The organism is Oceanobacillus sp. FSL W7-1309, assembly GCF_038002145.1.
GTDB classification, from domain to species: Bacteria; Bacillota; Bacilli; order Bacillales; family Amphibacillaceae; genus Oceanobacillus; species Oceanobacillus profundus.
On sequence record NZ_JBBOBX010000001.1, the window covers coordinates 1138423 to 1155975 of the forward strand.

16 protein-coding genes are annotated in these 17553 nt (G+C 39.3%); 13 read left to right on the forward strand and 3 right to left on the reverse strand.

What is annotated here, in order from left to right:
- Nucleotides 1-264: 264 nt before the first annotated feature.
- From NST46_RS05200 to NST46_RS05220, 5 genes are all read left to right on the forward strand, one after another.
- Nucleotides 265-2625 (forward strand): polyprenyl synthetase family protein, encoded by a 2361-nt coding sequence (locus NST46_RS05200; RefSeq protein ID WP_341136847.1) that lies wholly within the window; start codon nucleotides 265-267, stop codon nucleotides 2623-2625.
- 105 nt (nucleotides 2626-2730) lie between these two features.
- Complete coding sequence (locus NST46_RS05205; protein ID WP_341136848.1) at nucleotides 2731-3582, forward strand: GNAT family N-acetyltransferase; 852 nt, start codon at nucleotides 2731-2733, stop codon at nucleotides 3580-3582.
- A 66-nt stretch (nucleotides 3583-3648) separates the two neighbouring features.
- The gene (locus NST46_RS05210) at nucleotides 3649-4248 is read left to right on the forward strand and encodes a class I SAM-dependent methyltransferase (RefSeq protein WP_341136849.1); all 600 of its coding nucleotides are present in this window, start codon (nucleotides 3649-3651) and stop codon (nucleotides 4246-4248) included.
- A gap of 6 nt (nucleotides 4249-4254) precedes the next feature.
- Nucleotides 4255-4794 (forward strand): helicase, encoded by a 540-nt coding sequence (locus NST46_RS05215; protein ID WP_341136850.1) that lies wholly within the window; start codon nucleotides 4255-4257, stop codon nucleotides 4792-4794.
- A gap of 244 nt (nucleotides 4795-5038) precedes the next feature.
- Nucleotides 5039-5251: a hypothetical protein gene (locus NST46_RS05220; protein WP_095310462.1), complete on the forward strand. Its 213-nt coding sequence runs from the start codon at nucleotides 5039-5041 to the stop codon at nucleotides 5249-5251.
- Nucleotides 5252-5429: 178 nt separating this feature from the next.
- Here the strand turns inward: NST46_RS05220 and NST46_RS05225 are convergent, their stop codons facing one another.
- Complete coding sequence (locus NST46_RS05225; protein WP_095310460.1) at nucleotides 5430-6164, reverse strand: YqcI/YcgG family protein; 735 nt, start codon at nucleotides 6162-6164, stop codon at nucleotides 5430-5432.
- Nucleotides 6165-6345: 181 nt separating this feature from the next.
- On the opposite strand from NST46_RS05225, the gene NST46_RS05230 reads away from it, so the two are divergent.
- From NST46_RS05230 to NST46_RS05245, 4 genes are all read left to right on the forward strand, one after another.
- Nucleotides 6346-7041, forward strand: coding sequence for a response regulator transcription factor (locus NST46_RS05230; RefSeq protein WP_341136851.1), 696 nt, complete (start codon nucleotides 6346-6348; stop codon nucleotides 7039-7041).
- Nucleotides 7034-8038, forward strand: a complete 1005-nt coding sequence (locus NST46_RS05235) for a sensor histidine kinase (RefSeq protein ID WP_118888353.1) — start codon at nucleotides 7034-7036, stop codon at nucleotides 8036-8038. Before NST46_RS05230 ends, NST46_RS05235 begins: the two co-directional genes overlap by 8 nt.
- 100 nt (nucleotides 8039-8138) lie before the next feature.
- Nucleotides 8139-8900 (forward strand): ABC transporter ATP-binding protein, encoded by a 762-nt coding sequence (locus tag NST46_RS05240; protein ID WP_095310454.1) that lies wholly within the window; start codon nucleotides 8139-8141, stop codon nucleotides 8898-8900.
- Nucleotides 8890-10842, forward strand: a complete 1953-nt coding sequence (locus NST46_RS05245) for an ABC transporter permease (protein WP_341136852.1) — start codon at nucleotides 8890-8892, stop codon at nucleotides 10840-10842. The genes NST46_RS05240 and NST46_RS05245 overlap by 11 nt, the downstream gene beginning before the upstream one ends.
- 337 nt (nucleotides 10843-11179) lie before the next feature.
- On the opposite strand, the gene NST46_RS05250 is transcribed toward NST46_RS05245, so the two are convergent.
- Together NST46_RS05250 and NST46_RS05255 are read right to left on the reverse strand one after the other, a co-directional pair.
- Complete coding sequence (locus tag NST46_RS05250) at nucleotides 11180-11434, reverse strand: YesK family protein (RefSeq protein WP_095310450.1); 255 nt, start codon at nucleotides 11432-11434, stop codon at nucleotides 11180-11182.
- 38 nt (nucleotides 11435-11472) lie between these two features.
- Entirely contained in the window at nucleotides 11473-12018 is a 546-nt protein-coding gene (locus NST46_RS05255; RefSeq protein WP_341137319.1) for a hypothetical protein, read from the reverse strand.
- Between the two features lie 228 nt (nucleotides 12019-12246).
- Here NST46_RS05255 and NST46_RS05260 point away from each other — a divergent pair, with 228 nt between their 5' ends.
- From NST46_RS05260 to NST46_RS05275, 4 genes are all read left to right on the forward strand, one after another.
- Nucleotides 12247-13056 carry a YitT family protein gene (locus NST46_RS05260; protein ID WP_095310445.1) on the forward strand — a complete coding sequence of 270 codons (810 nt, stop codon included), beginning with the start codon at nucleotides 12247-12249 and terminating at the stop codon, nucleotides 13054-13056.
- Between the two features lie 420 nt (nucleotides 13057-13476).
- Nucleotides 13477-15228 carry a sensor histidine kinase gene (locus tag NST46_RS05265; protein ID WP_251660119.1) on the forward strand — a complete coding sequence of 584 codons (1752 nt, stop codon included), beginning with the start codon at nucleotides 13477-13479 and terminating at the stop codon, nucleotides 15226-15228.
- Nucleotides 15216-15947 carry a LytR/AlgR family response regulator transcription factor gene (locus tag NST46_RS05270; RefSeq protein WP_251660121.1) on the forward strand — a complete coding sequence of 244 codons (732 nt, stop codon included), beginning with the start codon at nucleotides 15216-15218 and terminating at the stop codon, nucleotides 15945-15947. The genes NST46_RS05265 and NST46_RS05270 overlap by 13 nt, the downstream gene beginning before the upstream one ends.
- A gap of 133 nt (nucleotides 15948-16080) precedes the next feature.
- On the forward strand, nucleotides 16081-17532 hold the full coding sequence (locus tag NST46_RS05275; protein ID WP_095310439.1) for a carbon starvation CstA family protein: 1452 nt from the start codon (nucleotides 16081-16083) through the stop codon (nucleotides 17530-17532).
- Nucleotides 17533-17553 lie beyond the last annotated feature (21 nt).

Consider the following 17553-nt stretch of genomic DNA (forward strand, 5'->3'; position numbering starts at 1 on the left):
ACAAACCACTTCAGATTGTCAAAAATTGCAATCCCAAAACAAAAAGTCAATGGTTATATGATTAGCGTTTCAATTTATATTAGCTCTATTTTGTTATTATTAATTAGGATTCACTACCAAATAGAGTGCATCTTTCTAATATAGGGAGCTGTTGATTTTTCCAATATAGGAATTTCATCATAGGGATCGTAAACCAGCGTAGAATAATTTAGTATGGATTAAATTTTATATAGAAAAAATCAGGAATTCGAGGTAAGTAAACATATGAATGAAAAAACAATCATCAACGCGGACAACGCTTATCATAAAGCAGAGCAAAGAGCCGAAGCGTACTTTAAATCCTTATCTGGACAGCATGCTGACCAATCGTATGTCCAGGCATTAATAAAGGACTTGGAATTATGGAAACCACAGCATGTTCAACGTCGCTCTTTCATTTCAACTTTAACAAATAAAAAACAGCAAGATGATTACAAATTTATCCAATCATTGAAGTTGACTGGTAAATTGGATCCGTATTTGAAACGAAGCATTTCCTATATCTTCATGCGGGACATGGGGCATGCACTAGATTCTCCAGCTACACAAAGACGGATCGGCCGTATTGTCGGGCGTTTAAAAGAGCAGCTTACTAGGAAGCAAGCAGGTCAAGAAGACATGTTTAGTATGGCAAGATTGTACCGCATGGCTGAGAAAAATGGGATTGAGTCAACATTTATTTGGGTAACGGAAAAGCTAAACATGGTTACTGAAAATATACCAGCGGGCATGGATGCCGAAGAAGCACAGCGTAAATTAATTAAGATAATTGCTGGATTAGTAATGCAGGCAATAGAGGAAATGGGAGAAGACATTGATCCCGAAGAAAAGTCCGCCAAGCTCGAGCAAGCAATTCGACTAGGTTATGCCTACGGTCTCACCTATCCATTTATTGATGATTTACTCGATTCCAATGTATTGTCTGCTGAAGAGAAAAATCGCTATTCGGAGATGATCCGAATCACGCTCGTTACAGGGGTTGTCCCCCCGTTAGGTAAATGGACTGGAGAAAACGGGAAGCATATGCGTTTTATACATTCTGAACTGAAAGCCGCGTTTGAGTTGATTCACGAAAGCCTGCCTGCCGAGGACTGGGAGGCTTTTCTCGAACAGGCATATGTTTTTTATCAATCACAGGAGGTAGAACGTGTAAAGGATTTAAGAAATGAAACGTATACAAATGAAGAACTATACATTCCCGTTATTTTAAAGTCGTCGGCATCACGGCTCATCGTTCGTTCGATTATTGATGCTTCTGAGGATGAGGGGATTGATCAGCGGACATTTTACTATGGGATATACAACCAGCTTGCAGATGATTTTACTGATATGGCAGATGACCGGCAAGGCGGGAGAGTAACACCGTACACCTATTACCTTGAGCATTATGAGAAGCGCAAGGATCTGATTAATCCGTTTGAGCTTTATTGGACTGTTATCGCCAACTTCATTCACAACGTGTACGATTCCGATCCGCAGGCGCGTGAAGTAATCCTATCCCGGGCAATCAATAGTTTGAAGCGATTTAAAGCGAAAAAAGGAGAGCAAAAATATGAGCAAGTGATGGGGCTCCTTTTCTCCGGAATTCCCGCGTTACAAGAAACCGTCGATGATCTCGTGCAGCACGCAACAGACGTGGATTTTTTTGATAAATTAATTCGTGATCGTATGATTCGCAACCTAAGACAGGATCGGGAGGAAAGGGACGTTTTTGTCACTCAGGCAAAAAAGGTAAGAGAGGATTTAAATGCAACCCTGCCGATTTCTCAGTCAGAAGAAAATGTTCTCCTTGACGAGTCAATCATGGAAGCAGCAAATTATAGCCTAGGCAGCACCGGAAAACGGCTTCGCCCGATTATTACGTGGTTCATGGGCGTGGAGGAATATGGCTTGGATAAGAAAGCAATCCAACCACTGCTGAAATCACTGGAATATATGCATACAGCCTCCTTGATTTATGATGATCTGCCAGCTCAAGATAACGCAGATTTTCGTAGAGGAAACCCGACCTTACACCGAACATATACAACAGCTACCGCAGAGTTATCTGGTCTTTATTTAACACAACAAGCAGTGGCAGAGCAGGCATCTCTTCAAAGTTTTGATGCCAAATCCGTCCTCCAGCTCATTCACTATTCGGCAAATGTGACGGCTGACATGTGCCGGGGACAGGCGATGGATTTGCAGACAAAGGGAGAGCATTTAACACTCGAGCAATTGAATGAGATGTGCTTTTATAAAACCGGGCTAGGATTTGAGGCTGCTCTTATGATGCCTGCAATTCTAGCAGGTGCAAATGAATCTGAAAAGCATGCATTGAAACAATTCGCACGTCATGCAGGAATTGCCTTCCAGATTAAGGACGACTTGCTCGATGTGGAGGGCGATCCATCCGAACTTGGTAAATCACCATTTAGAGATGAAAAAAATAACAATTCCACGTTCGTCTCCGTTCTCGGGATAGAGGCAGCGAAAAAAGAAATGTGGGAGCATTATTGTTTAGCAATGGAGACCTTGCAAATATTAAAGCATAATAATCCGTTTTTAAAGCATGTGTTGAATTATTTTGTGCACCGTGGGTATTGAAAGCACGAAATAGATTCTGTTACCTAGCGCGAACGTTGAAAATGACTAGCAAATTCAAGGAGGTTTGTTAGTCATTTTTTTAACCAAATAACTCGGAGGTGCCAAATGAATTATAAAAGATGTTCAGAAGTAGATAAACCATTGATTCATCAAGCATTTTTAAGTGGTTACGCAGACTATGCCATTCCAATGAATATAACACTTGAACCGTTCTTTGAAAGATTCTTTGGATCTGAGGGAAATACGTTAGAAGACTCCTTTATTGCCTTTCAAAATAATGAACCTGTTGGATTAATACTTGGCGGTATCAGAACTTTTGATAGGTTCAAAAACTTACGTTGTGGTACCCTATGTGTAACACCAGAATACCGTGGAGAAGGTGTGAGTCAAGCATTATTCCACTTGTTTGTTCAGAATGGAATCAATCAGCAATGTGACCGATTAAGTTTAGAAGTACTATCAGATAACGACCGTGCTATCCGCTTTTATGAGAAACAAGGATATAAAAAGTACCATACAATCAGCTATTTCAGTAAATCAGTGGATGATAATCAATTGAAACATACGATAGTGGAACATATAACGATTAAAGAGGTTGATCTATCCGTAGCAGAAGGGGTGAGAAAGGCTATTTTATCGACCCATATCAACTGGCAGAATGAACTGGAGTATTTTATGCAGGATCATACTGCTCACTGTTTTGCTGCTTATCTCGATAAACAGATTGTAGGTGCTTTGGTCATTACAGATGCGGGTAAAATATACTTTTTATATGTAAGTGAAGATGAAAGGGAAAAAGGAATTGCCCGTAATCTTTTAGCACATGCAATAAACGAACGAAACCTGAAAAAGCTGACGATCAGTATGCCTAACAATATTGATATGGCTGAATTTCTTAGAAAGCTAGGGTTTATGAAGGCAAATATAGAGCAGTATGAAATGTATAAGATGGTTTAAATTAATTTATACCGTTTCTATAATAATGAATACTAATATTAATTTTTAATAATAAGGGAGCAGTCTATGGAAAATAACGTTTTTGAACAGCTGGCAAAAAAATATGATACAGAAGAAAGAATGGAATTAGCTAACGTGATCGTGAAGGAAGTAAAAGCCGAAATACAAAATAGCAAATCAAAATCTTTACTCGACTATGGAAGCGGGACTGGCCTAATCGGCTTAGAATTATCGGATTTAGTAGATTCTGTTTTGTTAGTGGATTCATCTGAGCAAATGCTGAAGGTTGCACAGGCTAAAATCACACACAGAGGAATTACCAATGCCAACGTACTTTACTCCGATTTCACAAAAGAAATTCCTGAACTGAAGGCAGATATTATTTTAATGTCATTGGTACTTCTTCATATTCCAGATACGAAGAAAATTTTACAAGCATTGTTCCATATTTTAAATGATGGTGGAAAGTTAGTTATTATTGATTTTGATAAAAATGATAAAATCAGTCACCCGAAAGTTCATAATGGTTTTTCACATGCGGAGCTAAAGGAGATATTAGCTGAAGTTGGATTTAAATCAAGTGATGTGAAAACCTTCTATCACGGAAAGCAGATTTTTATGAAGCAAGATGCTTCCATGTTTATTTCGAGTAGTATAAAGGAGTGAACGCAAATGCAAATATACCCCGACTGCACCGTCATTACTAGGACAATAGAGGTTGGCGGGCTAACGAAATCACAGCTTATTCAAAAGTTGCAACAACATTCTATCATGATGAATGAGTATGGAGAAAAACTATTATTGAATAATAAGGTCACTACATCAGAAACAAAATACTGCTTAAAGATCGTTGAACTAACGGTTAGGGACCTTGGCTTTCCCGATGGGGCTACAATGCCTCAGATTTTTAAACGAGCAGGCGAACTTGGCTTGGAGTTATGTCCTCTTGAACTGGGACCTCACCTAAGACTAAAGCATCTGGATCAAACTGAAGGTAATTCAGAAAATTTCTCACCCCAGCATCAAGCTCCTTCTGGCTCCATCACAATAGCATCCGAAGTAATAAGTGAAGACGATGATTTTCCTAAAGGCTTTTACCTCAGAAAAATTAACGGCGTGTTGTGGCTACGCGGGTATATTGCGGATCAACTGCACGTTTGGAATCCGGATGTTCACTTTGTCTTTTGCCAAACACAAAAAGCTGACACTTAAATTTAACTGGTCTTTAATTCTGTTTCAAGAAAAGCCTCCTTATGGGGAATAAAGCACCTTTTGAAAGCTAGATGAAACATTTATGCTAATTGAATTAAACGAAAATACTTAGTGTCAAATTTCAGGGGGTATGGAATATTCAAAAACATTTTTTTGAGTAGGTGGCTTAAAAAGTGCTTCAACTAGTACAAGAGTTTAAACTGCTAGAACAAATTGATTTTATTTATCAAAATGGGGTGATGTAGTGGGATTTTATTATTTTATCATTCTTTCTATAGGCGTTTGCCTTATTTCAGGAGCTGCTTTACAAGCATTTAAGCATCTTTCACTCTCAAATAAATGGGTGATATTTTTAGGCTCTACTGGTGTTCTATTAATTGGTTTATCAGTCTTTTTATTTACACCAGGCAGCTCTGATATTATTGCTGATATCCTGAGATTGACTAACTATCCGTGATGAGGATAGTTGAGGTTGAAACAGAAATGATACTTAAACAAAATATATTATTTATATAAGGAGATGATTCCTTGGTTAGTGCATTGGAAGCAATGCTTTCAGCCCTTCAAAAAAGGGTCGAAAGCATTTTTTGTTCATAGCAATTTATTTATACGCGCTGAAATCTCATGAGATCATTTTAGGCTTGTGATTTATGATGGAATGGACATTTTCCTTGGATTGGTTCTATATCATCTCCAATAAAAAACTGCTTCCATTCGTTATGAGTCAGGTCGCCAAAGTGCCCGATATCAGGGTGTTTAGGCAGATCATCCCAAGCTTCTACACGTTCACGAACTTTTTCACGAGACATCATACCGGCTTTTTCGGTTCCTTCCAATCCTTCAAAAATTTTGCGAGGCTGAAATCCAAGCACCATTGCGTTTCCGAGATCTCGTGTTTTCCTCTTCTTATATGCTGGCGCATTTCCAAATGCAAAAATGGGCTCACCATTAAAATGAAAATCCCATAAATGATGGTCTGGATCACGAGGAGCCTGTGCTGGCCATTCCACTTCATCTGCTTCATGCAAATATTGCAGAATCTCCCAAAATTGCTTGCGGTAATCCTCTAGATTGCCCTCTTGCTCAAAAGGCTCAACAAATACAAAAAGTCCGTGCCTTTTATAGTTCGGTGATTGAAACAGCTGTAGAAAGTTTTCAATTGCAGACGGTAAATTACTCCAGTCGTTTTGGCTTATAAAAGCATAGCGGAGCTCGCCCTTCAATTCGGCTCTCATCCCAAAAAAACAAGGAAATGTTTTATCTGTGACCGTGTTATGAAAAGTTACATATTCTTGATGGAGCCAACTCGGCAGGTCTGTTCTGTTATAAAAATCCTCTTTTGTTAATAACACTTTTTCCTTTGTAGTCATTGTTCGCCTCCACTGATATATTCATATTTCCCTTATACCCCTTTTACCCTTCTTGTCTTTTCTAAAAACGATTTTCGCCAAATACTAGTTCTTGAAAACATATATTCCAAAACCCTAGCAGCCCCCTCCTTTTTTAAGGTACAATTATAATAGAATGCAATATAGAAATGTGGTGGCTTCCTTGTTTAAAATTATGCTTGTTGAAGACGATGCTTCCTTATTTAATGAAATAAAAGAACGCTTATCCCAATGGTCGTATGGTGTGTACGGTGTTCAAGATTTCAATCGTGTGATTCAGGAATTCACAGAAGTGAAGCCTGATCTAGTCATTATTGATATCCAATTGCCGAAATTCGATGGGTTTCATTGGTGTCGCATGATTCGCTCACATTCCAATGTCCCGATTATCTTCCTGTCCTCACGTGACCATCCGACAGACATGGTGATGTCCATGCAGCTTGGTGCAGATGACTTTGTTCAAAAGCCGTTTCATTTCGATGTGCTCATCGCTAAGATTCAAGCAATTCTTCGGCGTGTGTACAATTACAATAATGAACAAACGGAATTGCGAACATGGTGCGGCGCAACAGTTGATTATACGAAAAATACCGTCAGCAACCATCTAGGAAGCCTTGAATTAACGAAAAATGAAATGTATATTTTGAACGTTTTAATCGAGCAAAAAAATCAAATTGTTAGCCGCGAAGAACTCATTAAACGATTATGGGATGATGAGCGTTTTGTCAGTGATAACACATTAACCGTTAATGTGAATCGGCTACGTAAACGCTTGGGAGAACTAGGGTTGGGGAGTTTTATTGAAACAAAGGTTGGACAGGGCTATATCGCGATAGAAGAGGCGTATCTGCATGATTAGAAAATATATGATTGAAAGACGCAGCTGGATCATCCTCTTTCTAGCCTTGCAAGCCCTCTTCCTGCTAATTGCTTACCTTGACGCATCCATCCCCTTTCAATCGATTTTGTACATTGTTTTTTTGAGCTGCATTATTTTCATTCTCTTTTTGATGGTTCGTTTTCAAAAAGAGACAACCTTTTATAAGGAATTAGAAGCGTTGGGCGATGACTTTGATTTAATAAGTTTAAAAGATGCGAGAACACCGTTTGAAAAAATAACAAATACACAACTAACCGATCAAGCCCAGTACTACAAAAAATCGTTATCGGATCTTCTTATCAGTGTGGAGCAGGAAAAAGATGATCTCTTAGGCTGGATTCATGAAGTGAAAACGCCCTTAACGACCATGCAATTAATGATGGATCGCATGGAAGATGAACGGTTAAAGGCACAATTAAATAATGAATGGTTACGAATCCATCTTTTGCTCGATCAGCAGCTCCATCAGCGACGCATCCCTTTTATTAAAAACGATCTATATATCGAGGTCACTGCCTTGGAGGCGCTCCTTTACAAAGAAATAAAGGATTTAAAATCATGGTGTATGCAAAAAGGAATCGGGTTTGATATTTCTTTACAGAATCCAGAGGTTCTAACCGATGCAAAATGGCTTTCGTTTATGGTCAGACAGCTGTTAACGAATGCTGTCAAGTACAGCGAGAACTCGGACATCCTCATTTCAAGCTACCTAGAAGCAGGCCAAATTAAGTTAGTGATTCAAGATGCAGGACGGGGAATCGACCCGAGAGACCTCCCGCGTATTTTTGACAAAGGCTTTACATCAACGACAAGTCACCAGGACAATGCTGCAACTGGTATGGGACTTTATTTGACCAAAAAGGCAGCTGCATCTTTAGCAATCGAGATTGATGTACAATCAACTCTTGGAGAAGGAACGACCTTCACCTTAACCTTTCCAAAAAAGAATACATTTGTACAACTCACAAGCATGTGACAAAATTGTCATATGCTTCTTCTTTTTGTTCGGTAAATCGAAGGAAAAGGCTATAGGAATCGATTAAGCTAATACTAACGAATAAATCGGGAGTGAGAACATGCATATATTACAAGCAACTAAAATCCATAAAAGCTATGGAAATAAGTTTAATAAACAAGAAGTGTTAAAAGGCATCGATATGACCGTGGAAAAGGGTGAATTCGTTAGTATTATGGGGGCATCCGGTTCGGGAAAAACGACCTTGCTCAATGTATTATCTTCCATCGACGAAGTCAGTCAAGGGTCGATTAAAATAGAGAACACTGATTTTACACGCATGCGTGAAAAACAATTAGCCGAATTTCGGAAGCAGCATTTAGGGTTTATTTTTCAGGAGTATAATTTACTCGATACGTTGACCGTTAAGGAAAATATTCTATTGCCATTATCTATTAAGAAGACACCTAAAAAAGAGGCAGATCAAAAATTCCGTGCACTCGCTGCAGAACTTGGGATTGCCGATTTAAAAGATAAGTATCCAAATGAAATCTCTGGTGGACAAAAACAGCGTACATCCGCAGCTCGTGCATTCATTCATGAGCCGAGCATCATATTCGCAGATGAACCAACAGGAGCTCTCGATTCCAAAGCAGCTTCTGATTTATTAAATAAATTAAGTGACTTGAACGAAAAGCTGCGATCAACGATTATTATGGTAACGCATGATCCGGTTGCTGCAAGCTATTCTTCCAGAGTGATTTTTATCAAGGATGGTCAAATTTATACCCAATTAAATAAGGGAGAGGAAACAAGACAAACCTTTTTCAAAGATATTATGAAAACACAAGGCGTATTAGGCGGGGTTCATCATGAGCATTAATCATCTCATCTACCGTAACCTGAAAAAGAATTTGAAGAATTATTATCTCTACGTCTTTGCCTTAATCTTTAGTGTCGCGCTTTATTTCGCATTTGTTACCTTGCAGTTTGACCCGGCAATGGATGCAGCAGAAGGGTCGATAAAAGGAGCTGCCGGAATTCGAACAGCATCCATCGTTCTTGTTGGTATTGTTACGATCTTTTTGTTATATGCAAATACAATCTTTATTAAACGGCGCAGCAAAGAAATTGGATTATTTCAATTGATTGGGATGACAAAAGGTAAAATCTTTCAAATACTTACACTTGAAAATCTCATCTTATACTTCGGGTCACTTGTCATCGGAACTTTTATCGGTTTTGCAGCTTCGAAATTTATTATGATGATTTTGTTGAACGTTATTGGTATCGAACAGGTAGCCACCTTACGTTTTTCGACGGAGGCCATGATCCAAACATTACTTGTTTTTACAGCGATTTATTTTTGCATTATGATTATGAACTTACTATTTATTAAAAGACAGAGCATCCTATCCTTATTCCGTGTTCGCTCATCGACTGAAGCAAGGGCTAAGAAAATGTCCATCCTTCAAATGATTATCGGCGTTATCGGAATTGGACTTATTATTACCGGCTACTTTGTCTCAACAAAACTATTTGGTGGCGACTTTGTCACATTTCCCCAATTAGTTATAGCAATGGTGAGCATTCTGGCTTCTGTCATTATTGGGACGTATTTATTTTATAAAGGGAGCGTTAGCTTTATCTTTCATCTCATTCGAAAAAGCAAGGGCGGCTATTTAAATCTGAATGATGTCTTATCCCTTTCATCGATTATGTTCCGTATGAAGTCGAATGCATTGCTATTAACCATCATCACCACTGTATCAGCGCTTGCGATTGGATTATTATGTCTCAGTTATATTTCCTATTATTCAGCAGAAAAATTAGCGGAACAAAATGTACCGGCGCATTTTTCGATTGCAACTACAGAAGAGGCAGAGACATTTAAAGCTTTACTAAACAAGGAAGATATTGCGTATGAAGAAACAAATATAGATGTTGTTCAAGTTGATTTGGATGTTTCACAAATCATGGAGACGGATTTCAGTGAGTCAGAAATGGTAGCCGATCCAGATAAAATGCTATTACCTGTAGTAAGTGAAGAGGCGGTAGAAGGTATAGATGTGTCTTCCCAAGAGCTCATCCTTACTGGATATAGCGGAGTTCTCGAACAGTTTATTTCATTGAAAGAATCTGGTGATGTAGCGTTCGTCACCCCAAACGGAGAGATTAAGCAAAACTTTCTAGGCTTACGTGAAGGGACCATCCTTCCCTATAATTTCACTGGTGGCGGATTACCAACCGCTATTGTTGACAGCACCATATTCGAAAAGTTAGTGCAGGACATGGATCCAGAGATTCAAAATCAGCCGCCAATCTATATTGGAATCGATATCGAAGACCAATCAGATTTAGCACAGGCAGATGAAATCTTCCAATCACTCGAATTACAGGATGAGGGTTCGAATCTTTCCCAGCTTGCGTCATTACAAAATCAAAAAAGTACAATGGGGCTCGTTATGTTTATCGTTGGATTTCTAGGCTTAGCCTTTCTTATTACGTCTGGCTGTATTTTATACTTCAAACAGATGGATGAGAGTGAAGAAGAAAAGGCTAATTATACAATTTTAAGGAAACTAGGATTTACACAAGGTGATTTATTACGTGGTATATGGCGAAAACAGCTTTTTAACTTTGGTATCCCATTAGTAATTGGATTGTGCCATAGCTATTTCGCAGTCAAATCTGGTTGGTTCCTTTTCGGTACAGAATTGTGGACACCAATGATTATCGTCATGATCATTTATACAGCATTGTATTCTATTTTTGGCATATTGTCCGTGCTGTATTATAAAAGAGTCATTAGAGAATCACTCTAGAGAGACAGCATTGCTACCCTCGTTCCTTTTCCCTACTAGGGCACTAAAAAATATATAAAAGTGGGTGTACTATGGAAGAATTCTTTTTCATCGTTGCAATGCTCTCATTTGCTGGTGCTATAATCATACTCATCACAAGCATTTTAAATAATGGTATAAAGGGTATTTTTAGTACAGGTCGAAAATCATCTAAATGGATGACCATCCTATTTAGTCTGTATATGATATGTTTTATTACTTACCTCTCTATTTCTAAATAATACGAATGGCAGTGAACCTCTTTACAGGCTTCACTGCTTTTCAATTACAAATTGTACGATGATTAATAATACGACCATTATTTGCTTAGAAGATATCGAAACCCGATCATTAGGAAAACAATAATCGAAGCTAAATAAAGAGACACACTGATAAAGCCTAGCCCCATCCCTTCCCATCCTCCAAACATCAAGCTGATCACAACGAGTACGACACTTAAAATATTGATTATAATCGGAACTAGCAGTTTTTTCGCTTTAAAAAGGAATGCAATGACCAAAATGACAATTATGAAAACAAGTGTCAATATAATGAAACCACGAAAACCTTCCATCTCTTCCCCCTCCTATGCGGACAAAAGCAACACACGACTTACTTCCATACCTTTGCATACTTCCTCTGATACTTTACATCATCCTCTTGATTAATTAGCTCAAGCGCCTTCTCTTTTATCATCTCATCCTGTACGTGTTCATACAACTTCCGCATCGCCTGAATAATATCGAAGCGAACTAATGTATAGTTTTTCTCCCCCTCACACATCGTAAACCGCTCCATAAAGTGATTCATGACGAGCGCTTTCTGTTCTTCGCCAGCTAAGCCTACTTTCCAGATTGCTTGCAAACTGTGTCGTGCTGTAACTGTTTTTGGGTCCTTCGTCACCTGCCATAGCTTCGAAAAATCGGTTAATATCCGCTTTTCTGGATCACTTATAGCAAGCCCTGCTAAAAGCTGCGCATATCTCGAACGTGTATGATTATCGGATGAAGTTAGTCCTGCTACCAGTTCATCCCACACTTCATAAGCCCAATCTACCTCAACCTCTGTAGCAGCAAGAAGTTGCATAAATGCTTCATATTGAACTTGCTTATCTTCATTATTTAAATTGGCAAAATACGTTTGAATCGTGCTGTGCATTTGAATCCTCCATTTCAAAAACAATCTCCTTAACTCAAATCTTACCACACTCCAAGAGTGCCTTCTAGAATCGGTTAAAAGAATAAATTCATGATTTCGTAACAAAAAGCGAAAACTAAGTTAAAAAAGTGCTGACAACGGGTGTGTTTTCAGATAAGATGTTGTGGTGGTTTAAAACGGTCGTCCATCATCAAGAATTCACATCATATATTTAGGAGGTTCCAATAAATGAAGAAAAATATAATGGTAATCGCTGGGTCCCTGCTTGTGGCAATAGCCTTTAACTTTTTCCTAGTTCCATTTGAAATTTTGAGCAGCGGCGTTAGTGGAATTGCTATTTTACTTGGATTGCTCACCCCATTTGATACAGGAGTATTTAATCTTGTTTTGAATATCCCAATTCTTATTCTTGGCTACTATAAGCTCGGTAAGGAAATTACAATAAATACGCTCGTTTGTGTTGTAACACTATCCATCTTCTTATATGTATTACCCGTCATAAGTCTGACAGACAATATTTTACTATCTGCCATTTTCGGAGGTGTGCTTGGCGGTATTGGGATTGGTGTCGTTATGAAATTCTCCGCAACGTCCGGAGGATTCGATATTATCGCAATGATTATTTCACGCACCAGTAATTTCAGTGTAGGATTACTGCTTACTGGAATGAATGGCGTTATTGTGCTTTTTTCTGGCATGATTTTCAATTGGAACATTGCATTATATACACTGCTTTCGATTTATTTAACCGGTAGAATGATTGATAAAATTCACACGAGTCATATTAAATTAACAATGCAGATTGTCACAACAAAGGGCGAGGCGATACGCAAGGAATTACTGAAATCCATTTACCGAGGCATTACGATTACGGATGGGTATGGTGGCTACACCAATGAATCAAAGCAAATTTTGATGATGGTTGTTACCCGCTATGAAACATTAAAAATTAAAGAGATTGTTCGATCTCATGATGAAAAGGCCTTTATTAATGTGTTTGAAACTGTTGAGATTGATGGTGAGTTTGCGAGGAATTGATCAGGTCTTTGGAGATGCAAGGTTAAACAAATCGCCCACTGAGTGAGACGAACCGTTGTACTAGCATCATCATATCGCATAAAATAACGAAATGCTCATCCGAAAGCAAAGGGTTCAGTTTTATAAGGCGGTTTCTTTCCTGATTTCTTCCGGAGCCTTCATGCACTGCTGACAGTAGATTAGAAATCTTGGCATTCACCATGCTTTTAGGTGAATGCCTTTTTATGTTGCCTTCCCGATTCCCTTAAAATTATAGGCTTTTAACCATATGGGAAGTGAGAGCATGCGCACCTAAGAAAAATTGGAATGCAACCCCAAAATGTATCTTATTCCCCAATTTTCAAACATATCCGAACCTGTTATACTTATTGAAAACCCTTACCTATTCACTTGATTTCAATTGTAAAAAGGAGGCTTTCGATGTTCGAATTATTGGTGACATTGGTAGAACGCGTGGGAATTATTGTAACAATCGCCTTTATTTTAACGAGATTTCACTTTTTCCGGAACATGTTTTATCAAGATCAGCTTAATCGGAAGCAGCAGCTTACCGCCATTATTTTCTTTGGATCCTTTGGGATTATTGGTACATATACAGGATTGAGCTTAAGCACAGAAAGCCTCCAATTTAACCGCTGGGCAACCGATTTGACGACCGAAGAAGCACTTGCCAACTCAAGAGTGATCGGCATTGTGATTGCCGGCCTGCTCGGTGGTCCTAAGGTCGGTATTGGCGCAGGGCTTATTGCTGGTCTGCATCGATTTACATTAGGTGGTTTCACAGCCATTGCTTGTGGAATAGCTACCATCATTGCAGGCATTCTAGCAAGTCTGTTTCATAAGAAAAACAAGCGTATAAAGCTGCGTAGTGCCTTCTTAATTGGGGCATTAGCAGAGACAATCCAAATGCTTATCATTGTCCTCGTCGCACGTCCTGTGGAGCAAGCGTGGGCTTTAGTAAATATCATCGGTGTTCCGATGATTGTAGCGAATGGAATGGGCACGGTCCTTGTTCTTTTAGTAATCAAAAGTGTCCTCCGTGAAGAAGAAAAGGCAAGCGCCATGCAAGCCCAAAAAACATTACGAATTGCCGATATGACGCTTGCACATCTGCAAAGCGGGCTCCATATTAATTCCGCGGATGCAGTGTGCCGTATTATTCATAACGAACTAAAAACAAGTGCCGTTTCCATAACGAATAAAACCGAAATACTTGCACATGTTGGTCTTGGACATGATCATCATCAAAAAGAAAAGCCAATCCAGACGCAGATTACACTCGATGCCATTAAGCGCGGTGAAATTCTTATTGCCAACCCAGATTCGATTCATTGCTCGGTAGAAGGCTGTCCTCTTGGAGCAGCCGTTATCGCACCCTTAAAGCAGCGCGGTGAAACAATTGGCACATTAAAATTTTACTTCCAGTCTGAAAATGATCTGACGAATGTGAATATCGAACTTATCAAAGGCCTGAGTTCGATGATGAGTCACCAGCTTGAAGTGGCACACGCAGACAGGGCATATCAGCTAGCAAAAGATGCCGAAATAAAAGCGTTGCAAGCACAAATCAGCCCGCATTTTCTATTCAATACATTAAACACGATTGTTTCATTGATTCGCCTTAACCCAGCTAAAGCACGGAAAATGCTTGTTTCGTTATCGCATTTCCTCCGGCAAAATTTATCCGCTACAACACAGGAAGTAACTACACTGGAGCAAGAATTGAAGCACGTGAAAGCCTATTTAGCATTAAATAAAGAGCGGTTTTACGATAAATTAAACGTGAACTATACGATCGAAAAGGATATCCTTTCGCACCATATTCCACCGCTCACGCTTCAGCCAATCGTTGAGAATGCGATCACCCATGGATTTAAAGATAAGGAAAGTAATTGTAACCTGGAAATCGTGATGAAGAAGCAACGAGAAGTTATTTATATTAGCATCGAGGATAATGGAAAAGGAATGAGTAAAGCGGCAGCAGCCAAGATACATCAAGCACCAATTGATTCTGAAACTGGAAGCGGCCTAGCACTTTATAATGTTAATCGAAGGCTGAGTATGATGTTTGGACAGCATGCATCACTTCATGTAACAAGCAGTATCGAGAGCGGTACGAAAATTCATTTCACTCTACCGTATGAGGAGGTTAGGAAACAGTGGATCAGTTAATCCGAGCACTCGTCGTTGATGATGAGCCTCACAACCGAAAGGAATTAAAGCATTTATTAGGTAACTTTCCCCACCTTCAAGTTATCGAAGAAGCGGAATCAGGGGAAACAGCTATTATGAAGACGATTCAGCATCAGCCAGATGTCGTCTTTCTTGATGTGGAAATGCCAAAAATGAGTGGAATGGAAACAGCAAAAGCAATCAAGGAACTTAAAAAAGCACCATTGGTTGTCTTTGCTACCGCATATCCACAGTTTGCTGCCGAGGCGTTTCGCTATAATGCGGTGGATTATTTGCTTAAGCCTTATGATGAAGAGCAATTACAGGAGACAATCGAACGGATTGAAAAAAAACTCGGAGCAACAATTGAAGCAGATACAGGAAAACAGGCCGGAAAACTTGCTGTAGAAGCAGACGGAGATATCTTTTATGTTGAACCCGAGGATATTTTATATATGTCGAGAAGCGATAAACGAACCAAGCTCGTTACCAAGAGCGGCGAATTTGAAACAAAGATTGCCCTTAAAGACTTAGAAACTAGACTTCTAACGTATGGTTTCTTTCGAATTCATAAAAGCTTCTTAGTCAATTTAGAGTATATCACACGACTTACCCCATGGTTTAACGGTGCATACCACTTACAATTAGAAGGAAGTGACGATACGTTATCTGTAAGTAGAAATTATGTAAAAGCATTACGTAGTCGACTGGAAATCTAACAACTTGCATCTTAATCCAGTCAGCTGACATGATAATTCGAAATGATTACCTTTTACGCCCAATTCTCCCCTACTGTCCTTTGATTCTTTTATACTATTATGAAACCGGATTCAAAAAAGGAGGAGACGCAGGTTGTATACATTTCTTGCAGGTATTGCACTATTAATTATTGGTTATTTTACGTATGGGAAATTTATTGAAAAGCTCTTCGGTGTTAAAGATGAGCGTCCAACACCTGCCTATGTAAACAGTGATGGTGTGGACTATATTCCGATGAGCACACCAAAGAATTCACTCATACAGCTACTGAATATCGCTGGGACAGGCCCCGTATTTGGTCCAATTATGGGTGCACTTTATGGACCAGCAGCATTTATTTGGATTGTTGTCGGGTGTATTTTTGCAGGGGCAGTTCATGATTATTTGACAGGAATGATTTCTATCCGAAATCGTGGCGCTCATTTGCCAGAGCTTGCCAGTAAGTTTCTTGGAAAGGTTATGAAGCATGTCGTAAATGGCTTTGCTGTTCTGCTTTTATTATTAGTTGGTACGGTATTTGTTTCCACACCAGCCAGCTTGCTTCACCTGCTCACAGATGGAAGTGTGGCATTATGGATCTTTATCGTAGCTATTTTTGCTTATTATATTATCGCTACACTACTTCCGGTAGATAAAGTAATTGGACGCTTATACCCGTATTTTGGTGCCTTGCTGTTAATTAGTGCACTTGGTGTAGGGATAGGTTTAGTTGCTACAAATGCACCAATTCCAGAGCTTTCCTTCCAGAATTTCCATCCTGAAGGGGCAGCTATTTTCCCACTGCTATTTTTCACTATTTCTTGTGGTGCGCTGTCTGGATTCCATGCGACACAAACACCAATTATTTCCCGTACAACCAAAAGGGAAAAAGAAGGCCGCAAAATTTTCTATGGCATGATGATTGCAGAAGGAATCATCGCAATGATTTGGGCTGCTGCGGCAATGAGTATGTTCAATGGCTATAACGGATTGAATGAAATCTTAGCAGCTGGTGGCCCCGGAGCAATTGTTAGTGAGTCATCAACTATTCTTCTAGGTGCAATCGGTGGAACGCTTGCTGTACTTGGTGTCGTTGTTCTACCAATCACTTCCGGAGATACTGCATTCCGAAGTGCACGGATGATTATCGCAGATTACTTAAACATCGCACAGAAAAAGTTTTCAAGTCGCCTGTGGATTGCCGTACCACTTTTCGTCGTTTCCGCTGTCTTAACACAGATTGACTTTAACTTATTGTGGCGATATTTCAACTGGGCAAACCAATCAACAGCCGTCATTGCACTTTTTGTAGGAGCGATGTATCTATATATAGCACGGAAAAACTACTTTGTGGCATTAATCCCCGGAACATTCATGCTCGTGATGGTAATTACCTATATTTTATCACAGCCAATAGGATTTAATTTACCAATGAACATTTCATGGGCTGGCGGATTTACCGGAGCAGCAATCATTGTCCTATTGTTCTTTATGGCCGCTAAGAAAGCAAGAGCAAGTAATATCCCACTGGAAATTGATGTTTCGGACTGGAAGCGAGCTTCTTAGGAAGAAGCCTACACCTGATAA